This is a genomic window from Devosia sp. GW821-FHT12F11, from assembly GCF_058806655.1.
Window position 1 is genome coordinate 1087240 of record NZ_JBXAPX010000001.1, and the last position, 24132, is coordinate 1111371.

Below are 24132 nucleotides of genomic sequence, written 5' to 3' on the forward strand. Positions count from 1 at the left end.
GCACCATACTCACACGATAAGCGTATCCTGAGCCTCGGCCTTGATCGAAATCAAAGTCGCGTCAGCTTCAATTGACCGGGAAGCCCGCTCCCGGACGTTTGAGGGGGACCGCATCACTCGGGTCAAGCGCATGAACGGCGACGCTAAGGCAACAGCACCGCGGCGCCGTTGATCGACCCGGCCCGCAGGTCGTCAAGCGCCCTGTTCGCGGCTTCCAGTGCGTATGTCGTCACCGTTGTTTCCACGGCCACTGATCCCAGCCGTGCGAAGAAATCAGTCGCATCGGCAGTCGTCAGGTTTGCCACCGAGGCGATCTCACGCTCACCCCAGAGGTCGGCATAGGGAAATGCCGGGATGTCGCTCATGTGGATGCCGGCACAGACGACCCGACCACTTTTGCGCACGAGCCGCAACGCCCGTGGTACGAGTTCGCCCGCTGGCGCAAAGATGATGATGGCGTCCATCTCCTCGGGCGGCTGTTCTTTCGTTCCACCTGCCCAGACTGCGCCGAGACGTCGGGCGAATGCCTGGCCGCTTGCGTCCCCCGGCCGGGTGAAGGCATAGACGGCCACGCCGTCGGCGCGTGCCACCTGCGTGATGATGTGGGCTGCAGCGCCGAACCCCATCAGCCCCAGCCGTTCTGGCTTGCCGGCGCGCCGATAGGAGCGAAAGCCGATGAGGCCGGCGCACAGCAGGGGGGCAAGGTGCGCGTCGTCTTCTCCGGGCGGCAGCCGAACACAATTGGCTGCCCGCGCCACGCAGTATTCCGCGTAGCCGCCATCGCGATGATAACCGGTGAACTGCGGCCGGTCGCAGAGGTTTTCCTGCCCGGCGAGGCAGTAGGAGCACTCCCCGCAGGTTCCGCCCAGCCAGGGAACGCCAACGCGGTCGCCAGCAGCGAAGCCCGCCGCGTTCGCAGCCACGATCCCGACGATCTCGTGTCCGGGCACGAGGGGCAGGCGGCGCGCCGGTAGGTCGCCGTCGACGATATGCAGGTCGGTACGGCACACACCGCAGGCGGTAACTCTGATCAGCAGCTCGCCCGGGGCTGGGGCAGGAACCGCGATGTCGTCGAGGACGAGGGGACTTCCGGCCCGGTGCATCCGCATGGCGCGCATTGTTCTGCCTCCGTCGGCTCAGAAAGCCCCTGCGATCCGTCGCACCGGCGTGAGCAGCTTGCCCGTTTCCACGAGAATGAACGAGCCGAGGCCGGCCGCCACCGCAACGACCAGCTCCACCGCCGACGGCACGCCGAAGTGGAAGACCTGGCGTAGCGCCGGAACATAGATCGCCAAGACGATCAGCGTCAGGGTAACGGCGGCGATGGGCAGGAACAATGGTTGCGGCCGGGGCAGGGCACCGGCGAAAACCGAGTGCTGGCTCGAGTTGCTGAGGACCAGCCCGAGGTTGCCGATGATCGTCGTCACGATGGTCATGGCCCGAGCCACGTCGGCATCGACTCCGAGGGCCAATCCACCAGCGTAGATGCCAAACGCTGCCGCCAGCACCGCAGCGCCCTGTGCAAGGCCATACAGAAGTTGCGGCAAGGCTGCGACGCTTTCGCTGCGCCGGCGCGGCGGCCGGCGCATGATGTCGGGTTCTGCCGGGGTGTCCTCGAAGGCAAGGGAGGACATCGAGTCGACGACCATCTCCAATACCACCACGTGCAGCGGCCAGATGGCGATCGGCATGCCGAAGACCACGGGGAGGAATCCAAGCCCGGCGATGGGAACGTGCACGGCGGCGATGTAGATGATGACCTTGCGCAGGTTGTCGAAGATCCGGCGCCCCAGCCTGATGCCCTCGATAATGCGTCCGAAATCCTCCTCGAGCAGCACAATGCCGGCCGCCTCGCGCGCCACGTCGGTGCCGCGCTTGCCCATGGCGATGCCGATGTCGGCGGACTTGAGCGCCGGCGCGTCGTTGACGCCGTCGCCGGTCATTGCCACGGTCTCGCCATTGGCCTGCAGCGCATCGACCAGCTCGAGCTTTTGTTCCGGCCGGACGCGCGCAAACACACTCACCGTCCGGGCCCACTCCTGCATCAGAGCCGGGCTGGCGCCTCGCAGGTCGTCTCCCGTCACCACTTCCGAACTGGGAATTCCGGCTTCGGCGGCGATGGTGCGGGCCGTGGCTGGAAAGTCTCCAGTGATCATCTTCACTTCGACCCCTGCCGCGTGGGCCGCCGTCACGGCGGCAGGCACGCTGGCCCGCACCGGGTCCTCGAAGGCGAGGAGGCCAAGGTAGCGGAAGGCAAACTGGCGCGGGTCGTCGGGCAGCACCGCACCGTCCCAGCCGGCCTCTGCCACGGCCAGCACCCGCAGCCCCTGGTTCGCGAGGCCATGAGCGCGTTCGATCATCGAGGCGGTGTCCGGAGCGTTCATCGCGCTCATGCCGATAATCGCCTCCGGCGCGCCCTTGGCGGCAACGAAGATGCGGCCATTGCCGTCACGCCATACCTGGGAAATCGCCAGCAAGGTGGTGGTGAGCCCATATTCCCGCTCGAGCCCGGCGTGTTCGTCAAGGTTCGCCGCCAGCACGCTGTCAGCCAGGTCGAACACCGCCAGATCCATCGGGTCATAGCCGCCGCGACGCGAGGCGTAGCAGGCGCTCTTGAGCAGGGGAACGAAGCTGGCCGGCAGTACGGCTGCCTGCCGAACGTCGAGCCGGGTTGTGCCGTCGTCGAGATAGCGCAGCTGCATCCGGTTCTCGGTGATGGTGCCGGTCTTGTCGACGCACAGGCAGGTCGTTGCGCCGAGCGCCTCGACTGCCGCCGCACGGCGCACCAATACCCCTGCCTGCGCAAGTCGCCAGCTGCCGATGGCGAGGAATATCGCCAGCGCTACCGGAAACTCCTCGGGCAGCATCGCCATGCCCAGGGCGATGCCGGAGAGGATACCCTGCAGCCAATCCCCCATCACCAGCCCATAATAGACCGCGAGGCCCCCGCACACGAACAGGGCCAGAATGCCGAACACACGAACCAGGCGGCCGGTTGCCCGCTGCAAGTGAGTTTCCTCTGGAACGATGCTGGCCAGCGACGCGCCGAGTTTGCCGGTTTCGGTGCGTGCACCGGTCTCGGTCACACGCGCCATGCCGTGGCCGTTGACGACCAGCGTACTGCCGAACACGCGATTGGTGGCGGGCGGCGCTTCGGTCGGCGACACGCTCTTGTCCACTGGCACGCTTTCGCCGGTGAGCAGCGACTCGTCGATGGCCAGATGGGCGGCGGCTACCAGGACGCCATCGGCGGGGACGCGCTCGCCCTCATTGAGCAGCACCAGATCGCCGGGAACCAGATCTGCCGCAGCAAGGCGAACATCCTCGCCGTCGCGCCGCACCCGCGCCATTGGGGCAGAAAGCTGCTGCAGCGCGGCCAGGGCACCTTCGCTGCGGCGCTCCTGGATGAGCATCAGTGAGATGCTGAACGCGGCGAACAGCATGAGCATGATGCCTTCGGCCATGCTGCCCAGGACGAAGTAGATTGCCGCCGCCAGCAGCAGCAGGATCAGCATGGGCTCCCGCGCGAGGCGCAACACTCGATCCCGGAGTGTCGGCGGCCTGGCTGAGGGCAGGCTGTTGGGTCCGAACACGCCCAGCCGGCGCCGTGCCTCGGTGCTGGTGAGGCCGGATTGGAGTTCCATGTCGATCGGCGCCGCCTGCACGTCATCACCTCCGGCCGAGCATCGGCAACTGCAGGCTATGGCGGCGCGAGCCGCTCTCGGTTGATGCAGGTCAAGCGCTGCCGGATGCGACTTGACGCGGATCAAGACCGCCTGCGGCGAGCGACGCCACACTGGCCGGCAGTCGAGGAAAGGATTGTGGTCATGCCTTACAAGCAGGTTCTGTTTCGGTCCGAAGCGCGTGAGCGGATTCTCCGCGGGGCCGCCCAACTGGCCGATGCCGTGAGCATCACGTTGGGGCCACGCTCGAAGTCGGTGCTCATCGAAAAGAAGTGGGGCGCCCCGATCGTCTGCAATGACGGGGTCACCATCGCCAAGGAGTTCAACCTCAAGAACCCCGAGGAAAACCTCGGCGCCCGCATGCTGCGTCAGGCCGCCGAGAAGACCGGCGACATCGTCGGCGACGGCACCAGCACGGCGACGGTGCTGGCACACGCAATGTTTGCCGATGGCGTGCGAAACGTGGTCGCCGGCGCCAGTGCAATTGATCTCAAGCGCGGGTTGGAACGCGGTGCGCTAACGGCGATCGCGGCCCTCAAGGAGCTGTCCCGTCCGATCCGCAATCGCAGCGAGAAGGAGCAGGTCGCAGCCATCTCGGCTCACAATGATGCCGGTATCGGCAAGATCGTCGCCGATGCCATGGACAAGGTCGGCGAGGAGGGGGTGATCACCGTCGAGGAGGCCAAGACCACCGAGACGACGCTCGAGGTGGTTGAGGGCATGCAGTTCGACCGCGGCTATATCTCTCCCTATTTCGTGACCAACGCCGAGCGTATGGAAGCGGTGCTCGAAGAAGCTCTGGTGCTCATCGTCGATGGCAAGGTGAGCGGCCTCGCGGACCTGCTCAACCTGCTGGAATCGGTTGCCAAGTCAGGCGCGCCGCTGCTCATCGTGGCCGAAGATGTGGAAGGCGAGGCGCTGGCGACGCTGATCGTCAACACCCTTCGCGCCACCTTCCGCAACTGTGCGGTCAAGGCGCCGGGCTTCGGCGATCGGCGCAAGGCCATGCTGGAGGACATCGCGACCCTCACCGGCGGGCAGGTGGTCTCCCAGGATCTCGGCATCAAGCTCGAGAACGTTACCCTGGAGATGCTGGGCAAGGCGACGCGCGTGGTGGTCGACAAGGATACGACCACCATCGTCGGCGGCAAGGGCAGCAAGCAGGCCATCACCGCGCGGGCAGATCAGTTGCGCCGCGAGATCAAGAAGACCACCAGCGACTACGATCGCGAGAAACTCGAAGAGCGGCTCGCCAAGCTGGCCGGCGGGGTTGCGGTGATTCGCGTCGGTGCCGCCACCGAAGCCGAGATGAAGGCCAAGAAGGATGCGCTGGACGACGCGATCAGCGCCACCAAGGCGGCCGTCGCCGAGGGCATCGTGCCCGGTGGCGGCCTGGCGCTCCTGCGCTGCGCTCCGGCCTTGGATGCCGAGATCGCGGTGGCCGAGGGCGATGAGCGCACCGGGCTGCAGATCCTGCGACGGGCCCTCGAGGCGCCGGCGCGGCAGATCGCCGAGAATTCCGCGGTCGATGGCGGAGTGGTTGTTGCCCGCATGCTCGAGAGCACGGGGGCAGTCGGTTTCGACGCCGCGCGAAAGGCCTATGTCGACCTGCTGGAAGCCGGAATAGTCGATCCCACCAAGGTGGTGCGGGTGGGGCTGGAGAACGCGGTCAGCGTCGCCAGCACGCTGCTGCTGACCGAGGCGACAATGACCGAAGTTCCCGATGAGCCCGCGCCACCTCAGCCTGCCGCCGACATGGCGGGCGCCTTCTGAAGCGACGGCGCAGCGATGGAGGCGGCACCTGCTGATAGCCTATCCGCGCCGACGGGCGGGCTGACGACCGATGAGGCTGCCAGCCGCCTCACGCGTTACGGCAGGAACGAACTCGGAAACGGCGCTGGCCATCTGCCGATCGGAGTGCTCGCAGAGCAGTTCCGATCGCCGTTCGTCATCATCCTGTTGGCCGCCGCTGCCCTGTCCTTCGGGATCGGTGAGATGCAGGAGGGGGTGATCATTGCCGCCATTGTGCTGGCGAGCTCGGTGCTTGGTTTCTTCCAGGAGTACCGTGCAGCCAATACGGTGGCCGCCCTGCGCGCCCGGCTCCGCAATACGGCATCCGTGTTGCGGGACGGAGAGACCCGAGAGGTGCCAGCCAGCGAAATCGTCCCGGGTGACGTTGTGCTGCTCAGGGCGGGCAGCATGGTCCCCGCCGACGGCATTGCTCTCGAAGCCAACAGCCTGCACGTGGACGAGGCGCCGTTGACCGGGGAGTCTTTTCCCGCCGCCAAGATCGCATCGCCTGTCGGTCAGGAGCCGCCGCAGGAGTGCCTGCTGCACATGGGTACGTCGGTGCGGAGTGGAACTGGAAGGATGCTGGTGCGGGCGACGGGCGCCACCACGCAGTACGGCACGATCGCCAGGCATGCCGACCGCCTTGAGCCCGAAACCAGCTTCGCCCGCGGGGTGCGACGGTTCGGCCTCCTGATGACGCAGACCATGGCCGTCATCGTGCTGGTGATCCTGCCGGTCAACCTGCTGCTGGGGCGCCCCATCGTCGATTCCGTGCTGTTTGCGGCAGCCCTGGCGGTGGGGCTGACGCCTGAACTGCTGCCGGCCATCGTCACGGTCACGCTGTCGCGCGGGGCCAGGCAACTCGCGGCATCCAAGGTGCTGATCCGGCGCCTCGTCGCCATCGAGAACCTGGGAGCCATGGATTTGCTGTGCACCGACAAGACCGGCACCCTGACCGAAGGTGTGCTGAGCATCTCCCAGCTGGTGGATGGGCGCGACGGCTCCAGTGTGGTGCGCTGGGCCCGGATCAACGCCCAGTACCAGGCCGGCCTCGACAATCCGCTGGATCAGGCGCTGCTGGCGGGGACGCCACCACTGGCTGAGCCGATCAGCAAACTCGGAGAGCTCCCGTACGACTTCGAGCGCAAATGCCTTTCGGTGGCGGTCGCGTGTCAGGACGGCGCATTCCTCGTTTGCAAGGGCGCCGTACCGCAGGTGCTCGAGCGGTGCAGCCATACGCTGCTTGAGGGCGAGCCGAAGCCTCTCGATGCAGCGCGCAGGCTGGCCGAACTCGCCCAGTTGCAGCAATGGAGCAGCAAGGGGACGAGGGCTATTGCCGTCGCCATCCGCCCGCTGCCCGGAACGGGGGCGATCGAGGCTTCGGACGAGACGGGGCTGACGCTCGTCGGCTATGTGCTGTTTGAAGATCGCGTCAAGGCAGGTGCCGCCGATGTCGTCGCGAGGCTGAAGGCGCACGGCGTCCGGCTCAAGATCGTCAGCGGCGACAACCGCCACGTCGCCACCTACGTGGCCGAGGCCATCGGGCTGGCCTCCCAGCGCGTGCTGACGGGTGACGAGATCCTGCGCCTCAGTTCGCCGGCGCTAGCCCGCCGCCTGCTTCATACCGACGTCTTTGCCGAGGTCACACCCGACCAGAAGGAGCGGATCATCGAAGCCTACCGTCGGCTGGGCAAGGTGGTCGGCTACCTGGGTGACGGCATCAACGACGCACCGGCGTTACGCGCGGCGGATCTGGGAATTTCGGTCGACAATGCCGTCGCCGCGGCTCGCGAGGCGGCGGACGTCGTGCTGCTCGAGCGCGATCTGCATGTCCTGCTCAATGGCATCGTTACCGGTCGGGCGTCCTTCGCCAACACGCTGAAATACGTGGCGATCACCACCAGCGCCAATCTGGGCAACATGGTGAGCATGGCGCTCGCCTCGATGTTCCTGCCCTTTCTGCCGCTGCTGGCCAAACAGATCCTCATCAACAACTTCCTGTCGGATCTTCCGCTGCTTGCCGTTTCGACGGATGCGGTGGACGCGGGTATCCTCCGGCGGCCGGGACGGTGGGATTTCGGCCAGCTCCTGCGCTCGATGTTCTCGTTCGGCGCTGTCAGCACCGTCTTCGATATCCTGACATTCGCTCTGCTGCTCTGGCTGGTTGGAGACAATCCCGCTGCCTTCCAGACCGGGTGGTTCATCGAGTCGCTGCTGACCGAGGTGATCATCATCTTCGTCATGCGAACGAGGTTCCCGGCGCTGGCGAGCCGACCGAGCAACTGGCTGGTCGCCGTGTCGGCTGCAGTTGTGCTGGCCGGCATCGGGCTGGTCGTGGCGCCGCTCGAAGACATCACCGGCTTCGTGCCGCTGCCGATCGGTTTGTTGCTGATGCTGCTCGGGGTGGTCCTGGCCTATGGGATCGCCTCGGAGCTGCTGAAGCATCGGCTCTGGGGCCGAGGACGCCGGCCACGCACCGACGATCTCGGTGGAGGCCGGCGGCGCGTTTCAGCCCGCTTCACGGGAGGCTGAGAACGGCTCTGCAACCCAAGCCCCGGGGGAGTTGCGGGCCGCGGATCATCATGCCGGACTGGGCTCGCCGAGCGCCAACCGTACCCTGACAGCTTCGCTCGCCCCGGCGTCGGGAACCCGGGAGAAGCCCAGGCGGGCGGCAAGCTCGAGCATTGCGCCATTCTCCCGGAGGATCAGGCCGTCGATCATGGTGAGGCCATCCGCCCGTGCATAGTCGAGCAACTGGCGCATCAGGGCGGTGCCCAGCCCTTGCCCCTGGAGGTCGCTGCGCACCATGATGCCGAACTCGGCGCTGTGATGGTCCGGATCCGAGGCGAACCGGCTGATACCCGCGAGGTCGCCGGTTTCGGTCTCGAGCGCGACGAACGCGATGTCACGGTCATAATCGAGCTGGCTCAGGCGGACGATCATCTCGTGTGAGAGCGAGCGCATGGGTGTAAGGAACCGCAGGCGCATATCCTCGGCGGTCACACGCTCGAGGAATCTTGGATAGAGCGCCGCATCTGCCGGTCGCATCGGGCGAATGAGATATGCCTGCCCGTTGCAGCCCAGCTGTTGCTCCCAGCCCGAGGGATAGGGGCGAACCGCCAGCCGCCGGTTAGGGGCCGCCTCGCGCAGCCGTTCCGGCGCGATCTCGATACGGGCGTCGAGCGCGATGGCGCCATTTTCGTCGACCAGCAGCGGATTGATGTCGATGGCTGCGATACCCGGCTGCTCGATCGCCAGTTGGGAGAGCGAGAGCAACGCCGATATCACCGCCGCCCTTGCGGCCGGAGGCCGGTCGCGATAGCCCGCCATCAGGCGCGAGATGCGGGTCGCGTCAATCATGTCGCCCGCGAGGACCTCGTCGAGAGGCGCCAGTCCGGTCGCCGTGTCGCGCACCACCTCGACCGAAACGCCGCCGGCGCCGAACACCACCACTGGGCCGAAGCTGGGGTCGGTGTTGAGCCCCAGCAGCAACTCGTGCGCGTGCCGCCGACGGACCATCGGCTGGATGGTGAAGCCTTCGAATGCGTCGAGCCCTGCCGCCGCTGCCCGGGCGCGGATCTGCGCAGCCGCCTCCTGAGCGAGTTCGGGGCTGGTCAGGTCGAGGACCACGCCACCGATATCCGACTTGTGGGTGATCTGCTTGGCCAGCAGCTTCACCACCAGCGCATCGTGCCGCTCGAGCAGTTCGGCGGCAATGCTGCCGACCTCCTGATCGGTTTTCGCGATGCGGGTTTCGGGCACCGGTATTCCATAGGCCGCCAGCACTGCTTTCGCTTCAGGCTCGGTCATCACCGTTCGGCCTTCGCGGGCAACGCTTTCGAGGATGGCCCGCACCCGCAGGGCGTCGCTCTGCACCGCTCCGGCGCTCGGCGGCACCCGCTCCAGCCGTTCGCGCAGCCGGGACCAGCGGGTGAGGAAGTCCACCGCCTGAGCTGCCGCTGCCGGAGTGTCGACCGCGACGATTCCCTTGTCGCGCAGGGCCGCCCTGGCCTGTTCGGCTGTCTGCTTGCCGAGCCAGCACCCGATGGTGGGCTTGCCGGCGATCGTGCCGTTCGTGGCGAGGCCCGCGATGGCGAGGGCGGCGTCGAGCGAGGAGGAGAGGGCGGTTGGGCAGTTCATCGCGAGCACGACGTCGACTGAGGCGTCTGCCGCCACGGCTGAGACGGCTGCGGTGTAGCGGCCCGGAGGAGCGTCTCCGATAATGTCGACCGGATTGGCGTGCGACCACGTCGCCGGCAGCGCGGCATCGAGGCTCGCCACCGTCTGCGGATCGAGCGGAGCCAGGCTGCCGTCCAGATCGAGCAGGTCGTCGACCGCGAGGACACCAGCCCCGCCACCATTGGTGACGATGCCGAGGCGCCCCGACTTGAGCGGACGGAAGCGCGTCGTGACCTCGGCGGCGTAGAACAGCTGCTCCAGGTTGCGAACCCGGATGACGCCGGCGCGGCGGAGTGCAGCCTCGATCACGGCATCCGAACCGGTGAGGGCGCCCGTATGGGTCATCGCGGCCCGGGCCGCCTCGCCGTGTCGGCCAGGCTTGACCGCGATCACCGGCTTGATGCGTGCCGCAGCGCGCGCGGCGGACATGAACTTGCGCGGCTCGGGAACCGACTCCAGGTACATGAGGATGCTCGAGGTGGCGGCATCCATCGCCAGCCAGTTGAGGCAATCGCCGACGTCGACGTCGGCCATGTCGCCCAGCGAGATCAACTGGGAGAAGCCGAGCTCCTCGGCGGCCGCCCAATCGACGATGGAACTGACGATGGCCCCCGATTGGGAGATCAGCCCCAGCCTGCCGGCCTTGGCCGGCAGGTGAGCGAAGCTGGCATTGAGCGAAACCAGCGGTGACAGCATGCCGATGGTGTTAGGACCGACGATGCGCATCAGATGCGGTCTTGCGGCGTCCAGCATGGCCTGCCTGAGGCCGCTGGCCGTATCGACGCCTGCAGTGATCACCACCGCCGCCTTGCAGCCGCGGCTGCCCAGCTCGCCGATGACGCCGGGTATGGCGCGCGGTGGGGTGACGATCACCGCCAGGTCGGGGGCGTCCGGCAGTTCGCCAGCGTTGCGGTAACAGGCAATGTCGTCGATCCGGTCGTATTTGGGGTTGACCGGGTAGATGGCGCCTTCAAAGCCGCCTGAGCGGATATTCTGAAGCACGATCGCCCCCACTGACTGGGGGCGCTGCGAGGCCCCGACGATCGCGACGGACCTGGGACGGAAGCACTGCTCGAGATTGCGAATGGTCATGTCTGCCGCTGGGTGAGAGGGACTGCCCGTGACCGTCCGCTCGGTTGCACTCGAGGCAGCATTTCCACAACCGGCAGGTAAGAGACTTGAGCCAGATCAACCTATACCGGCATGCCGCATGCTCAGCTTCCGGGAACACGCTGGAAGGCCGAAGGGGAGGCTGAACATGACAGCCCTGATTCTCTACTACTCCAATACCGGGAACACGCAGAAGGTTGCCAAAGCCCTTGCCGAGCAACTGGGCGCGGACCTGGCCGAGATCACCTGCCAGACATACCTCGCCTGGTACGGGCCGCTGGCCATGGCGTGGGATATCTTCACCCGGCACCGGCCGAGGGTGAGCGTCGTCGCCCCGAAGGACGCGCATTATGACCTGGTGGTCGTCGGCGGCCCGGTCTGGGCTGCCCACGTGGCCCCACCGGTGCTGAGCGCACTGCGGATGCTGCCAACAGCGGATGCCACGGCCGTCTTCGTCACCTGTCGTGGAACCAGCCCGAATTCACCACCCGACCCGGCCCTCGCTGAGATGCGGGCCGCGACTCCACCACCCGTGGTGGCGAGCCGGATTTTCCGCGAGGAGGAGATTCGCGGCCCGTCCCTGGCCCGCGGCATCGCCGAGTTTGCAGCCGGGATGACGTCCAGCGGTTCGGCTTGACCCAGATCAAGCCGGTCCGGTCCAGCTCGGGCAACATGCCTGCACAAAGGTCAGGGGTCTCCCATGGAACGCATCCACATTACCCAGCATACCTCGCTCGGCGCCTTCTGGTTCGCCGGCTGGCTCTTCACCATCGGCTTTCTGAAGCTGCAGTTCTGGATGGGGCTGCTGGCCCTGTTCATCTGGCCCTACTTCCTGGGCACCCATTTCGTTGCGCAGTGAGTGGCCGCCGTGATCAAGGACATTGCCATCCACCTGACCGGCTCGAGCGAGGATACGACCCGTATCGCCCACGCCGCCGGGCTTGCACGGACCCTCGACGCCCACCTCACCGGCATTTACCTGCACCAGTTGCCCGACGTACTGGCCATCACCGATCCGAGTGGATCGGCCTTCTTGCAGCGGCTGGTGGAGCAGTCTGTGGCTCAGGCCGAAGCCAGGACGGAGGCGCTTGACGCCACGTTCCGCCAGCTCGGTCTGACCTACGAGCTGAGGCGCCTCGACGTCTATCCGCGCCAGGTGGGCAGCGTATTGGCGAGCGAGGCGCGCCAGTCCGACCTGTTTGTCGGCACGCGTCCATACGGAGATCCCGACAAGGGACAATGGATCGAGGAAGCCGTGCTGTTCCAGTCGGGCCGGCCATGCCTGTTCGTGCCGCCGTCGTTCGATGGTCACTCCGTCTACGACAACGTGCTCGTGGCCTGGAAGAACACACGCGAGGCGGCCCGTGCGGTCGCCGATGCTATGCCGCTGCTGAAAAAGGCCAAGTCCGTCGTGGTCGCGATCGTCGATGAGCAACTCGGCGCGGCGGAGGAGCAGCGCCGCGCACCGGACGAGGATATCGGTCGCTATCTGAGCCGACACGGCATCCGGGCGGAGGTCCACATCATCGACGGCTGGACCAGCACCGGCGCTGCCCTCCGCAACGAAGCGGTCAGGACGGCCGCCGATCTCATCGTCATGGGGGCCTATGGACACTCGCGGCTGCGCGAGTGGATGCTCGGCGGGGCGACACGCGATGTTCTGAGCACGGCGCCGGTGCCGGTCCTGGTGGCGCATTGAGGCGCCTCGAACACATTGCGCTCTGGGGAGGCGTCGCCGCGCCGCTGCTCTACGTCGTCACCGTGCTGGCCGGTGGCGCGGTGCTGCCGGGGTACGACCCGGTCACCGACCCCATCAGTGCACTCACCGCAGCGGGACGTCCCGGCATCAAGTGGATTGAGGCTGGGTTCGGCCTCTACAACCTGCTGCTCATGGCCTTTGCCAGTGCCGGGTGGATATTGGCTGATGGCGGGTGGCGGCGGGTGTTCGTCACCCTGATGGTCACGGCCAGCTCCGGCCTGTTGATGTGGCCATTTGCCATGGACATGCCGGGGGCGCCGGTGTCGGCTGGGGGCCTGGTGCATCTGGCGCTGGCGGGCGTCGCCAGCATCTCGACGATCGTCGCTGTCTGGCTGTCCATCGGGAACTGGCATCGCCTCGGGCAGCGCCGGATGCAGTGGTTCAGCTCGGTGTGCCTGGTCGTGATCGCCCTGTCGGGCGCGGCGGCCGGAGCCGCAGCGGTGCTCGGCTGGCCGATTGTCGGCCTGCTCGAGCGTTTGACGATCGGCGGTTTTCTGTTCTGGCTTGCCGTCACTGCTGCTCGCTTCGCCGCTACCTCCAACCTTGCTCCGGCCAGATCCTCTAACTAGAGTTCCGATCCAGTGGCGCGGCGCCGTCTGCACAGCGGTTCGGCAGCATCGCACCTGGCCGAGTGGGCGACGACATGGCGGTTGACGGTGCAGTGAAGGGCAGGTGGGCGCCTTATCTGGTGGCCCTGTTCATGGTCCTCGCCATCTTCATGGTTCGCTACGCCGTCGATGAACTGGTGCCAAGCTCCGCCGTCGGCCTGGTGTTTGTTCCGGCAGTGCTGGTCGCCGCGATGCTGGGCGGCCTGTTGCCAGGCATCTTCGCGACGCTGATTGCCACTCCCGCAGTGTTCTACTTTCTTGCCGTCCGGTCCGAACCGCCATTGGCGCTGGGCGTCAATATCGGCCTGTTCGTACTGGTGGGCGGGATCGTGGCCTGGCTCGGCGGCATGCTGCACCGTTCGCTTCGGGGGCAGACTGAGGCGATGACCTCGCTGCGAACGCGCGAGGCCCATCTGCAATCGATCCTCGATACCGTCCCGGACGCCACGGTAGTGATCGAGACGGATGGCACCATGACATCCTTCAACAAGGCGGCCGTACGGCAGTTTGGCTATCAGCCGGAAGACGTGATCGGCCAGAACGTTCGCATGCTCATGCCGTCTCCCTATCGAGAGCAGCACGACGGCTATATCCACCGGTACCTCACTACCGGCGAAAAACGCATCATCGGCGTCGACCGGGTCGTGGTGGGGCGGCGCAAGGACGGATCGACCTTCCCGATGACCCTGGCGGTGGGCGAGACGAGGACTGCAGACAAGCGCTACTTCACGGGCTTCATTCGCGATCTGACCGAGCGGCAGGAAAGTGCCGCCCAGCTTGAGGCGGCGCAAGGCGAGCTGGCCCGGATGGCCCGCATCAACGAACTGGGGGAGATGGCCTCGACCCTGGCGCACGAACTCAACCAGCCGCTCTCGTCGATCGCCAACTATGTCCAGGGCTGTGCCATGATGCTGGACAGGGTGGGCGAGGAATATGCGGTCAAGATGCGCGGCGCGCTGATGGAAGCGGCCAAGCAGTCCCTGCGCGCCGGTGACATCATTCGTCACCTGCGCGAGTTCGTCACCCGGGGGGATATCGAGCGTCGGCCGGAGGACATGAGGAGGCTGGTTGAGGAGGCCGGGGCCCTGGCCCTGATGGGCTCACGCGAGCGCGGTGTCCGGTCGCATTTCGAATTCGGCCCGGGCGACAGCCAGGTCGTCGTCGACCGAGTGCAGATACAGCAGGTGCTCATCAACCTGATGCGAAACGCCGTCGAAGCGATGAAGGACAGCGAAACCAAGGAACTGACCGTCACCACCCGGCAAGCCAATGACAGGCTGTCGGTGGAAGTGGCCGATACTGGCCCCGGCATTTCCGAGGAAGTCGCCGCGCGCCTGTTTCAGCCCTTTGTCACCACCAAAGCTGGTGGCATGGGGGTTGGCCTGTCGATCTCGCAACGCATCATCGGCTCGCATGGAGGGGAGATTTCGGTGTCGCGCAACGACGCGGGCGGCGCTACCTTCACGTTCAGCCTTCCCACGGTGAAGGAGATGCAAAGTGAATAGCGCAAACGTCGTGGTGCATATCGTCGACGACGAAGAGTCGGTGCGCAGCTCGCTGGCATTTCTGCTGGACGTGTCTGGGTTCGCCGTGCGAACGCACGCCACAGCCCAGTCTTTCCTCGAGGTGGCCGGCGGCATCCGCAACGGTTGCCTGGTGACCGACCTCAGGATGCCCGATATCGACGGGGTGGAACTGCTTCGCCGGCTCCGGACCTCTGGTCACATGATGCCGTCCATCGTCGTCACCGGGCACGGTGACGTGCAGATGGCGGTCGAAGCGATGAAAAACGGCGCTATCGATTTCATCGAAAAGCCGTTCAGCAACGAGACCATCATCGAGTCGATACGCCGTGCAGTCGACCTCGCCACCTCGCAGGTCGATGCCGAGCAAGTCCGCGAACGCGTGCGGGATCGCCTTCACAGCCTCAGCGAGCGCGAGCGGCAGGTGCTCAAGGGCGTGGTCGATGGCCTGCCCAACAAGCTGATCGCGGCCGAACTGGGCATCAGTCCGCGCACGGTTGAGGTCTATCGCGCCGCCCTGATGGGCAAGATGCAGGCGCGAAGTCTGGCAGAGCTGGTCAGGATGGTGATGGACATCGATCTGTCCGCCCCGAACGGTGAGCAGGGAGCGGCTTGATCTAGCGCAATCAGCAGTGCACCGGCACACCCTAATGTTCAGATGCATCGGCGCGTTCGATGCGGAAAGAACAGTAATGGCTCACCTGCTTGTCGTTGCGCCAAGCCCAGTCCTTCGGAACTCGCTCCGGTTCGCTCTCGAGGCGGAAGGCTATGACGTGACGGCCGCAGCCTCGCTGCAGCAGGTGGATTACGCCTCGTCGTCTTTCGACTGCGCAGTTATCGATCATCATGCGCTCGATGCTGCCGGCTCCGACAGCGGACGGATATTGGCGCAGTTCGAGCCGGTTGTGTTCCTGGCCAACAGCGCGGCGCATCCGCTGGCTGCCTCGAGCTTTCGAACGGTAACCAAGCCAACCTTGGGGTCGGCGCTATCGGATGCTGTGCGGGCGGCGATCGCCGTACCGAGGGCCACCTAGTAGAATCCCTAGCACACCAACCGGAATTTCGGCGCGTGACCGAATGAGCGAGGCTCCGACATCCCAGATTGAGGTGTCGAGATGTCCAACCTACCGATCTTCCTTGCCAGCGCGTCTTCCCCAACACCACGGCAGGGAACCGAGCTGAGCCCCGCCCTGGTGGCCAAGGCTGAGGTGGGTCCGGTGACGTTCTATCCGATAGATTCGATGATCTTCGCGCAAGGCGATGAGGCGGGGACCGTGTACATGGTCGAGTTCGGCACCGTGCGCCTCTGCCGGGTCACCAGCGATGGCCGGCGCCAGATCAACAGCTTCCATTTCGCCGGTGATGTGTTCGGCTTTGAGGCCGGCGACGAGCACCAGTGCTACGCCGAGAGCGTCGATGGCGCCGGAATCCGTGTGGTGCACACCGATGCGTCAGGTGTGCCGCCCCATCGCCTGCTCCAGCTTGCCCTCACCAGCTTCGCCAGTGCCCAGCATCATCTGATGCGGCTGGGGCGGATGAATGCGGCCGAAAAGCTCGCGTCCTTCCTGCTCGATCTGCTTGATCGCCAGGAGTCGGACAATGTCGTCGCCCTGCAGATGCAGCGCTGTGACATTGCCGACTACCTCGGCCTCACCTTCGAGACCGTCTCGCGCGTGCTGCGCAGTCTCAAGGATGACGGGATCATCAAAGTCCCTTCGATCGATCGCGTCGAAATCATCGATGCGGCGGCTCTGGCCGCCCTCAGCGACTGACGTGCGGCCTGATCATTCGGGCCGCACGGCGACCACCTGGAAGGTGTGCATCCGGCCGTCATCCTCGCGCACCGAGACATACTCGCCAGGCACGAAGCTCTCCTGGGTGAGACGGAACCCGACCTCGTCATCGAAATCGCTGCGGTCGTCGTAGTCGAAGCTCCACTTGCCGCCCGGGCCGCGACGAATTCGGCCGTGCTGATCGTCCTCACCCGGGCGGAAGCGGCGAACGCGACAGGCGGTCCGCACCTTGTCCCAGGCCGCGACATCGATGCGCCCCTCTTCGGTCAGCGGCAGGTAGAGATGGTATCCGTGGTTGCGATCGCCATGCGGGTGTTGCGGCTCGCGAGCCAGTTCGAGTGTGATGCGGGAAAGCCTGGGCATTGCTGTTTTGCTCCATTGAACGGACTTCAAGTGAACAGCATCGGCGCGGATTGCCGTTGAGCTAGATCAATCGGCGCCTCCGGTTGAGCCAAGTCAAAGCGCCGTCCAGCTGCATCGGGTTGAGTGGCTCATCTGAACCTCAGGGAGCTGACAATGAGCTATGATTTTGAAGGCAAAGTCGCGGTCGTCACCGGCGCGGCGTCGGGCATCGGGGCGGCGATCGCCCGCGCCCTGGCCGCCGATGGCGCCAAGGTGCTGGTGGCGGATCTCGATCCTGAAGGCGCCGACGATGTAGCCCGCGCCATCCAGGCTTCGGGCGGCACCGCCCGGGCGCACGAGGTCAACGTCGCCGACGCGGTAGAAGTAGAAGCAATGGTCGAGGCCGCCAAATCGGCCTTTGGAGGGCTGCACCTCGCCGTCAACAACGCCGGCATTGGCGGGCCGGCAGCGCTGACGGGCGAGTACCCGCTTGATGGTTGGCACAAGGTAATCGACATCAACCTCAACGGCGTCTTCTACGGCATGCGCTACCAGTTGCCCGCCATCGTCGCGTCGGGTGGAGGCGCCATCGTCAACATGGCGTCGATCCTCGGTAGCGTCGGCTTTGCCACGGCTTCGGCCTATGTGGCCGCCAAGCATGCGGTGGTCGGGCTGACCAAGGTCGCAGCGATCGAATATGCCAAGCATGGCGTCCGCATCAATTCCATCGGTCCCGGCTTCATCGATACGCCACTGCTGTCCAAGCATCTCGACGAGGCGGCGCTGACGGTCATCCGCGGCCTGCATCCGGTTGGACGTCTGGGAACGTCCGAGGAAGTGGCGGCGCTTACGGCCTTCCTGCTCTCGGATGAAGCATCCTTCATCACCGGAAGCTACCATCTCGTCGATGGCGGATACGTAGCGCAATAACCGAAGAGGGCCGGATCGCTCCGGCCCTCTATCCTGTTCAACTGGTGGCCGGCGGGGTGTCGCCCGGGTCGGTGGTGGGTGGCGTCCCGGGCGGTTCGGTTCGCACGATCTCCAGCTTCACCTTGCCGAGCAGACCGGCGATCGCGGCGATGACGGCCACCCACGGAGCGGCAAGCGCCACTACACCACCCGCCACGGCGCCGGCCGTCAGCGGCACCGACAGGTACACATCGCCCTGTTCGGAACGGATCTCGAGTTTTCGAACATTTCCTTCCGCCAGCAGGCGGTTGACCTCGTCAACCAGATGCTGTCCGGCCACCTCGACTTCTTCGGTGAACGTCTTCCAGGAACTCTTGGCTTCGTCGTCCATGAACAACCTCCGTTGCTAACCGGTGCAGCATGTCCGATCCGGCTCCAGGCGCTTTGATCCTGCTCAAGCGCTGTATCCGGCCAACGCAGCGTCATCGAGGAACGCTTCGATGGCAGCGTCGACAAAGCCTGGTCGCTCCATCGGCAAGAGGTGCGATGCTTGCGGCACCAGCCTCGCGTCGACGTTGGGGATCAGCAGCCGAGCCCGATCGAGCGCGGCGGCCGGGTCATAGAGGCGCTCGTCTTCGCCGATCAGGATCAGGCTGGGCGTCTTGATCGATGTGAGCTCATCATCGGACAGAGGCGTGGGGAACAGGACGTGCGTCCGCACATGGGCCGAAACGGCGTCCATGAGGGCGACGAAGGTTCCGTCCAGTTCGTAGCCGCGATGAACCTGCGCCTCCAGCACGCGTCGCGCCGGCGGACGGAAGGGCAGCTTCTCGGCAAGCCGAAGGAACAGACGGGCGTACCAATGGAACGGGTAAAGGCCCGACGCCGGCGCCAGCAGGATGATCGGTCCGATGGCGGCCGGGCGATTGACTGCCAGTTGCAGCGTCAGCCAGCCGCCGTATGAGTGACCCACGATCGCCGGACGCTCGAGGCCCAGGGCGTGGAAACACTCCACCAGCCAGTCAGCGTAATCAGCGCCTGAACGCGGCATCCTGATCAGCGTGCTGCGACCGGCGTCCCCCACCACGTCGATGGCGAAGATCCGATGGTGGCGGCAGAGCATGCCGACGATCGGGAACCAGGCCGTCGCGCTCACTGAGACCGGCGGTAGCAGAACCAGCGGGGGAAGGCCGGGATCTCCGACCTCGATGACATTGGTGCTCCCCAGGCCGGTATCGAAGGACCGGAGCGTCGGCCGCGGCCAGCGCCGCAACATCTCGTCATAGGCGCCAAGATAGGCGGTTCGGTCTGCTGGTGTGCGGAAGATGCTGGGCATGCGGGCCTCCCTGTCTCGGCGCCGGTTGTCAAGCATGGTCGCGCCGATCGAAGGCCGGCCATTTGACCTCGGTCAAACCAGGCCCCCTGGCCGGGCCTACAATTAGGCCAACAGAGCGCAGGAGGGATCGATGACACCCAACCAGACCGCAGCATCGGACCGTCCGATGGCTCCCGTTGCACCGCCGACCCACACGACTGACCATCAGGGCCGGCCACTCGTCTACGTGGTCCGCTTTTGCGGGACAGAGGAGTCTTCGATCGCTTCCGCCATCCGGCAGGCGATCGGGGTGCTGGACAACTTCCTGCAAGGGCAGGGTGCGGGTGAGGCTCAGGAACTCGTCGTCGTCTACCGCAACAGGCTGCCGGGCGCCGTTACCCTGCAGGTCGGCTTTCCGGTAGCGCAGCGCATCGCCGATGCCGCCGGCGGCGAGGTGTTTGCCGGGCTTACGCCGTCCGGTCCGATGATCGAGATGCTGCCCGGCGGTGATCTCGAAGACGTCCTCGATGTGGGCGCACGGCTGCCCGAGGGCGGCGCCTCGTTCACCTGGCAGAGCTTCCGTGCGTCCAATTTCCGGCCGTGGCGCCAGCATCCGTCCGTGCCGGTCATGGTGCCGGCTGAACTCGCAGGCCCGACCGTCCGGCCCGAGCCCTCGTGATCCCATGGAGCTCCCAATGCACTCCCTTGCCAGACTGCTCGCCATTTCACTGCTCTTGCTGCCGGTTGAGGCGCTGGCACAGGACGGCGCCCGCCTCACCTTCGGAGGCGACCAGTTCACGGCCGGCCAATCGGCGCAGGTCGACGCAGCCGTGGCGCGCGATGTGTTCGCCGCGGGCTACGACGTTGCAGTCCGCGCTCCGGTCAGCGGCGACGCCCATCTTGCTGGCTTCAACGTCTCGCAGACCGCCGATGTGGCGGGTGACACCTATGCTGCGGGTTTCTCGGTCTCGCTCACCGGCAAGGTTGGCGGGGACGTCACCGCCATGGGCAATACCGTGTCGGTGACCTCGCCGCAGCCGGTGGGCGGCAACCTGCGCATCGTCGGCCAGACCGTCACGGTATCGTCGGGGATCGAGGGTTCGGCGCTGATCAGCGCCCAGACGGCGACGCTCGGCTCGGCGGTGCAGGGGGATTTGAGCTTCATCGGCGAGAACCTCGCCTTCGGCCCCGGCGCCCGGGTGGATGGCAAAGTAACGATACGTGCGCCGCGGCAGATTGCCGTGCCGGCATCGGTGGCCGCAGCCGACCGCGTGACGTTCGAGCAGCTGGCAACTCCCGATTATGCATCGGAAGCGGGCAAGACCGCCGAGCATGCGGTGCGCAGCATCTGGCCCGCGGTCTGGGGCATTGGCCTCTGGTGGCTGCTGCTCTTCGTCATCGGCGTCGTCGTCATCACGCTGTCGCCGCGGCTGACCCAGTCGCTGCAATCGACAGGAGCAACGCGCCCATTCCGCCGCATCGCAGCAGGGCTCGTGACCTTCGCCGCTGTCATCGGACTGGTGCCGGTGCTGGTGCTGACGATCTTCGGCATCTTTCTGGTGCCATTCGCTCTGGTCTTCGTCGTATTGGCCTGTGCTCTCGCTCACCTGACCGGAACCTACCTTGTGGGTGTTCGCGTTGCCCGGGCGCTGACGTCGGTCGAAAGCAATCTCAAGCGGGTCGGTGTTCTCGCGGTTTCGATCGTGGTGATGGGCTTGCTGGGGATGATCCCCGTCATTGGCTGGCTGCTCACGCTGGTGCTGCTCTGCTTCGGCTTCGGCGCCATCGCTGCAATTATCATGGGCCGGCTCGCTGCTCCGGATCGGCCGGCCATCGCTGCGGTGGCCCAGACCCCGGACGCAATTTGAGGAGCCCCACGATGTCACTGAGCTTTTTCCTGCCACTCAGCTCCTACCCCGATCCCACGCCCAAGGGCAGCCTGTTGCATGCCTTCGACATGGCCGCGACACTGGGCGGCGAGGTGACCGCTCTCGCTCATGAGGTGGATATAGGCGAGGTTCACAATGTCCTGGGGGACGCACTCGTCAACGTGTCGGGGATGATTGCTGCCGCCGAAGCGAGGAGCCACACCACAGCGCAAAGTCTGATTGACGAGGTCAACCACCTCGCCAATCGGTTCCAGATCGGCCTGACCGTGCGCAGTGCCAGGACCCGGCCCGAGGCTGCTGCAGGTTTCTTTGCGGCCCAGGCCAGGACTTTCGACTGCTCGCTGCTCATGCCGACAGCGAGCAGCGACGACCAGACGGCGATCGCGGAGGCCGTACTGTTCGGATCCGGGGGGCCGGCATGGCTGTTTCCCGACGGCGAGGTCACCTTGCATCTCGCGTCCGCGGCGATCGCCTGGGATGGTGGTCGGGCCGCTGCACGTGCCGTGCGCGATGCGTTGCCTGTGCTTCTGGTCGCCAAGCAGGTGAGCATCCTCTGCGCGACCGATGACAAGACGGTCGAGCCAGCCTCCGTCGGTGCCCTGCAGGACTATCTGCGGCACCACGGCATCGCGGCTGAAGTCCACCTGTTCAATCGATCGGAGCGTCCCATCGGGGAGGCGCTTCAACAGGTCGCCATCGAGCGAGGGGCTGGCTTGCTGGTGATGGGGGCGTACGGGCACAGTCGCATTCGCGAGTTCGTCCTCGGCGGCGCCACCAAATCAGTTCTGGCGACCCGGCGCCTGCCGATCTTCATGTCCCACTAGAGTCCCCGGCGGCGGGATCATTCCAGCGCCGCTGGCGGGCTCGCTCGTTACGGCATCCGGCGCTCGATTGGCGGCTTGCCGGCATCGTTTGAGCTGAGTCAAAGCGGCCGCCGGCGCCCGCGTTAGCATCGTTCCCGAACATGCCCGAGGAGCATCCGATGCGTGAAGATCACAAGCTGCAGGCCGCCGTCCAGTCGCGTCTCGACCTGGATCCCTCAATCAACTCGAGCCATATCGGCGTCACAGCCCGGGAGGGGATCGTTACCATCTCGGGGCATGTCGGGACCCTGCTCGAACGCTCCGCGGCGGAACGGGCCGCCGGCCAGGTGAAGGGAGTACGGGCGGTCATCAACGAGCTGTCCGTCGAGCTCGCCGGTGTCAGCCGAACCTCCGACGAGCAGATTGCCGAGCGGGCTTATGCCCGATTGGCCTCCAACGTCTCGGTTCCGCTGGATCGGCTCCACCTTGCCGTCAAGGATGGCACCATCACACTGCACGGCGATGTCGACTGGCCCTTCCAGCTGCAGGCCGCGATCGACGATGTGGAACTGCTCGAAGGCGTGCGCGAGATTCGCAGCGATGCACAGATCCGGCCGCCCGTTCGGGCCGACAAGGTGCAAGAGAAGATCAAGCAGGCGCTGGCGCGTATCGCGCCGCTCGATGCCGAACGCATCGATGTGACCGCCAATGGCAGCGAGGTCACGCTCTCCGGCGAAGTCACCTCCTGGCATGAGAAGGGGCTCGCGGAAAGTACGGCCTGGTGCGTGCCCGGCGTGTCCCAGGTCACCAACCAGATTACCGTTCTGTAGGAGATACCCGATGAGCTTTCACGCCTGCGTCTGGCTCGACCAGCGTCACGCCAAGATCTTCCGCATCGGCGCCATGACGGCCGATATGCAATCGGTCAGCGACGACCGACCCGAGCACCATGTGCACCGCAAGGCCAACCACATTGGTGAGGGCACGCTCGAGATGGATCATGAACTGATGCGCGAGATTGCTGAAAACCTCGGCAGCGCCGAGGCCATCCTGATCATGGGACCGGGCAAGGCCAAGACGACGTTCAAGGGATATCTCGACGAGCACTTCCCCGAGCTCGCGCATCGGGTCTGGGACGTGCGGGCCAGCGATCATCCGACCGATGCCCAGATCGTCGCCGAGGCCCGGTCGTGGTTTCGGGCGCAGGATCGCATGCACTAGCCAGGAGGCAATGATGGAACCAAACCATGCCTGGCATCGCAATCATCGGCTGTCGCAGTGCGCCTCCGCTGACGAGGCGATCGCCTGGCATCTCCGGCATGCCGCCAATTGCGGTTGCCAGGGGATACCTGAGAATGTGATGGCGGAGCTGGACGCTCGCGCCATCATGCTGCCCCAGGGTTACGAGCGGCGCTGGGCGGCACTCGGCAGCGTCGGAGCGCCCCAGGCGCCCGAGCTTGTCATGGTCGTTGCCTCGGCGACCGAGGCGCTTCGGCAGTCGGGACTGCAGCTATGAAGATCAACCGCGAGTGGCACCTGGCGCACCGGATGCCGAGCAATGCCACCCTCGAGCAGCGGCTCGAGTGGCATGCAGAACACGCAGTCCATTGCGGCTGTCGCGAAATACCGCCCGGCATCCGCAAGGAGCTGGAAGCCCGAGGACAGGGCGGGCCGACACCGCGCAGCTCGCGATAAAGCGCTCCAGGTCTCAGCGCCCCGCCCGGTCGAGGCGATCGGCGAGCCAACTGCGGATTCTTGCCGCGGACATGGCGCCGGACACGCGCCCAACTTCCTTGCCACCGCTGAACAGCAGCATTGTCGGGATACTGCGAATTCCCAGACTTGCCGACATCGCCTGCTCGGCATCCGAGTCAAGCTTCAGGAAGCGTGCGTTGGGCTCGGTTTCCGCGGCGGCGCGTTCGTATTCCGGCGCCATGGCCTGACACGGCCCGCACCAGGCGGCCCAGACGTCGACCACCACCGGGATGGTGTCCTTCTGGATCTGCCTTGTGAGCATCGCGGCATCGACGTCCCTGGGGCGCCCGGTGAACAGTGGTTTCCCGCAACGGCCGCACTTTGCCTCAGCCGCGGGGCGCCCGGCCGGCAGCCGGTTGATTGCCTCGCATTCGAGGCAGACCACTTTGCCTTCCTGTGACATGCGTCTGTGCTCAGGACTTGTCCGGGTTGTCGACATAGGTGTGACTGGCCTGGTCCCACAGGATACGCCCTGAGCGGACGAGAAGTTCCAGAATGCCGGAGGCGATCATATCGCGGTGCTTCGGCTCGAGGTCCGCGCTCAGGCCCAGCACCTCAGCTATCGCGGATGAACTGAGCCCCTTGGGGTGCCTCGTAAGCAGGTTGACGACGGAGTCTTCGATGTATTTGAGGCCCAGCTGGGCCTGCTCGCGGTGGTCGAGATCGTTCATTT

The 24132-nt window shown here is 65.8% G+C and carries 25 protein-coding genes; 17 read left to right on the forward strand and 8 right to left on the reverse strand.

The window, feature by feature from the left end; all coding sequences use genetic code 11:
* Positions 1–143 precede the first annotated feature (143 nt).
* Entirely contained in the window at positions 144–1118 is a 975-nt protein-coding gene (locus AC1ROK_RS05445; protein ID WP_492844578.1) for a zinc-dependent alcohol dehydrogenase family protein, read from the reverse strand.
* An 18-nt stretch (positions 1119–1136) separates the two neighbouring features.
* Positions 1137–3665 carry a cation-translocating P-type ATPase gene (locus AC1ROK_RS05450; protein WP_492844580.1) on the reverse strand — a complete coding sequence of 843 codons (2529 nt, stop codon included), beginning with the start codon at positions 3663–3665 and terminating at the stop codon, positions 1137–1139.
* 162 nt (positions 3666–3827) lie between these two features.
* Here AC1ROK_RS05450 and groL point away from each other — a divergent pair, with 162 nt between their 5' ends.
* Positions 3828–5456: a chaperonin GroEL gene (gene groL, locus AC1ROK_RS05455; RefSeq protein ID WP_492844582.1), complete on the forward strand. Its 1629-nt coding sequence runs from the start codon at positions 3828–3830 to the stop codon at positions 5454–5456.
* Between the two features lie 15 nt (positions 5457–5471).
* Positions 5472–8006, forward strand: coding sequence for a magnesium-translocating P-type ATPase (mgtA, locus tag AC1ROK_RS05460; RefSeq protein ID WP_492844584.1), 2535 nt, complete (start codon positions 5472–5474; stop codon positions 8004–8006).
* Positions 8007–8054: 48 nt separating this feature from the next.
* Here mgtA and AC1ROK_RS05465 read toward each other — a convergent pair whose 3' ends face one another.
* A complete protein-coding gene (locus tag AC1ROK_RS05465; protein ID WP_492844586.1) occupies positions 8055–10745 on the reverse strand; it encodes a bifunctional acetate--CoA ligase family protein/GNAT family N-acetyltransferase in 2691 nt (896 codons plus the stop codon).
* Between the two features lie 166 nt (positions 10746–10911).
* On the opposite strand from AC1ROK_RS05465, the gene AC1ROK_RS05470 reads away from it, so the two are divergent.
* The 8 genes from AC1ROK_RS05470 to AC1ROK_RS05505 all read left to right on the forward strand — a co-directional run bounded on the left by AC1ROK_RS05470 (position 10912) and on the right by AC1ROK_RS05505 (position 16425).
* A complete protein-coding gene (locus AC1ROK_RS05470; RefSeq protein WP_492844588.1) occupies positions 10912–11400 on the forward strand; it encodes a flavodoxin family protein in 489 nt (162 codons plus the stop codon).
* Between the two features lie 63 nt (positions 11401–11463).
* Entirely contained in the window at positions 11464–11622 is a 159-nt protein-coding gene (locus AC1ROK_RS05475) for a hypothetical protein (protein ID WP_326869116.1), read from the forward strand.
* A 9-nt stretch (positions 11623–11631) separates the two neighbouring features.
* On the forward strand, positions 11632–12462 hold the full coding sequence (locus tag AC1ROK_RS05480; RefSeq protein ID WP_492844590.1) for a universal stress protein: 831 nt from the start codon (positions 11632–11634) through the stop codon (positions 12460–12462).
* Complete coding sequence (locus tag AC1ROK_RS05485; protein ID WP_492844592.1) at positions 12459–13091, forward strand: DUF998 domain-containing protein; 633 nt, start codon at positions 12459–12461, stop codon at positions 13089–13091. Before AC1ROK_RS05480 ends, AC1ROK_RS05485 begins: the two co-directional genes overlap by 4 nt.
* A gap of 62 nt (positions 13092–13153) precedes the next feature.
* Positions 13154–14635 carry a PAS domain S-box protein gene (locus AC1ROK_RS05490; protein WP_492844594.1) on the forward strand — a complete coding sequence of 494 codons (1482 nt, stop codon included), beginning with the start codon at positions 13154–13156 and terminating at the stop codon, positions 14633–14635.
* A 10-nt stretch (positions 14636–14645) separates the two neighbouring features.
* Positions 14646–15269: a response regulator FixJ gene (fixJ, locus tag AC1ROK_RS05495; RefSeq protein WP_492844596.1), complete on the forward strand. Its 624-nt coding sequence runs from the start codon at positions 14646–14648 to the stop codon at positions 15267–15269.
* Positions 15270–15345: 76 nt separating this feature from the next.
* The gene (locus AC1ROK_RS05500) at positions 15346–15687 is read left to right on the forward strand and encodes a DNA-binding response regulator (RefSeq protein ID WP_492844598.1); all 342 of its coding nucleotides are present in this window, start codon (positions 15346–15348) and stop codon (positions 15685–15687) included.
* 81 nt (positions 15688–15768) lie between these two features.
* Positions 15769–16425, forward strand: a complete 657-nt coding sequence (locus AC1ROK_RS05505; protein ID WP_492844600.1) for a helix-turn-helix domain-containing protein — start codon at positions 15769–15771, stop codon at positions 16423–16425.
* A gap of 12 nt (positions 16426–16437) precedes the next feature.
* Here the strand turns inward: AC1ROK_RS05505 and AC1ROK_RS05510 are convergent, their stop codons facing one another.
* On the reverse strand, positions 16438–16809 hold the full coding sequence (locus AC1ROK_RS05510; RefSeq protein WP_492844602.1) for a hypothetical protein: 372 nt from the start codon (positions 16807–16809) through the stop codon (positions 16438–16440).
* 153 nt (positions 16810–16962) lie between these two features.
* Here AC1ROK_RS05510 and AC1ROK_RS05515 point away from each other — a divergent pair, with 153 nt between their 5' ends.
* Entirely contained in the window at positions 16963–17718 is a 756-nt protein-coding gene (locus tag AC1ROK_RS05515) for an SDR family NAD(P)-dependent oxidoreductase (protein ID WP_492844604.1), read from the forward strand.
* 37 nt (positions 17719–17755) lie between these two features.
* Here AC1ROK_RS05515 and AC1ROK_RS05520 read toward each other — a convergent pair whose 3' ends face one another.
* Both AC1ROK_RS05520 and AC1ROK_RS05525 read right to left on the reverse strand, forming a co-directional pair.
* A complete protein-coding gene (locus AC1ROK_RS05520; protein ID WP_492844606.1) occupies positions 17756–18088 on the reverse strand; it encodes a DUF4342 domain-containing protein in 333 nt (110 codons plus the stop codon).
* Positions 18089–18151: 63 nt separating this feature from the next.
* The gene (locus AC1ROK_RS05525; RefSeq protein WP_492844608.1) at positions 18152–19033 is read right to left on the reverse strand and encodes an alpha/beta fold hydrolase; all 882 of its coding nucleotides are present in this window, start codon (positions 19031–19033) and stop codon (positions 18152–18154) included.
* 130 nt (positions 19034–19163) lie between these two features.
* Between AC1ROK_RS05525 and AC1ROK_RS05530 the strand changes: the two genes are divergently transcribed.
* The 6 genes from AC1ROK_RS05530 (at position 19164) to AC1ROK_RS05555 (ending at position 23220) form a co-directional block, all read left to right on the forward strand.
* Entirely contained in the window at positions 19164–19691 is a 528-nt protein-coding gene (locus tag AC1ROK_RS05530) for a GyrI-like domain-containing protein (RefSeq protein ID WP_492844610.1), read from the forward strand.
* 16 nt (positions 19692–19707) lie between these two features.
* Positions 19708–20880 (forward strand): DUF8173 domain-containing protein, encoded by a 1173-nt coding sequence (locus tag AC1ROK_RS05535; protein ID WP_492844612.1) that lies wholly within the window; start codon positions 19708–19710, stop codon positions 20878–20880.
* Between the two features lie 11 nt (positions 20881–20891).
* A complete protein-coding gene (locus tag AC1ROK_RS05540; RefSeq protein WP_492844614.1) occupies positions 20892–21725 on the forward strand; it encodes a universal stress protein in 834 nt (277 codons plus the stop codon).
* A gap of 158 nt (positions 21726–21883) precedes the next feature.
* Positions 21884–22534, forward strand: a complete 651-nt coding sequence (locus AC1ROK_RS05545; protein WP_492844616.1) for a BON domain-containing protein — start codon at positions 21884–21886, stop codon at positions 22532–22534.
* Between the two features lie 10 nt (positions 22535–22544).
* Entirely contained in the window at positions 22545–22925 is a 381-nt protein-coding gene (locus AC1ROK_RS05550; protein WP_492844618.1) for a translational machinery protein, read from the forward strand.
* Positions 22926–23064: 139 nt separating this feature from the next.
* Positions 23065–23220, forward strand: coding sequence for a hypothetical protein (locus AC1ROK_RS05555; protein WP_492844620.1), 156 nt, complete (start codon positions 23065–23067; stop codon positions 23218–23220).
* A 192-nt stretch (positions 23221–23412) separates the two neighbouring features.
* Here AC1ROK_RS05555 and trxC read toward each other — a convergent pair whose 3' ends face one another.
* Both trxC and AC1ROK_RS05565 read right to left on the reverse strand, forming a co-directional pair.
* Positions 23413–23862 carry a thioredoxin TrxC gene (trxC, locus tag AC1ROK_RS05560; protein ID WP_492844622.1) on the reverse strand — a complete coding sequence of 150 codons (450 nt, stop codon included), beginning with the start codon at positions 23860–23862 and terminating at the stop codon, positions 23413–23415.
* A gap of 10 nt (positions 23863–23872) precedes the next feature.
* On the reverse strand, positions 23873–24130 hold the full coding sequence (locus tag AC1ROK_RS05565) for a hypothetical protein (RefSeq protein ID WP_492844624.1): 258 nt from the start codon (positions 24128–24130) through the stop codon (positions 23873–23875).
* Positions 24131–24132: the final 2 nt, after the last annotated feature.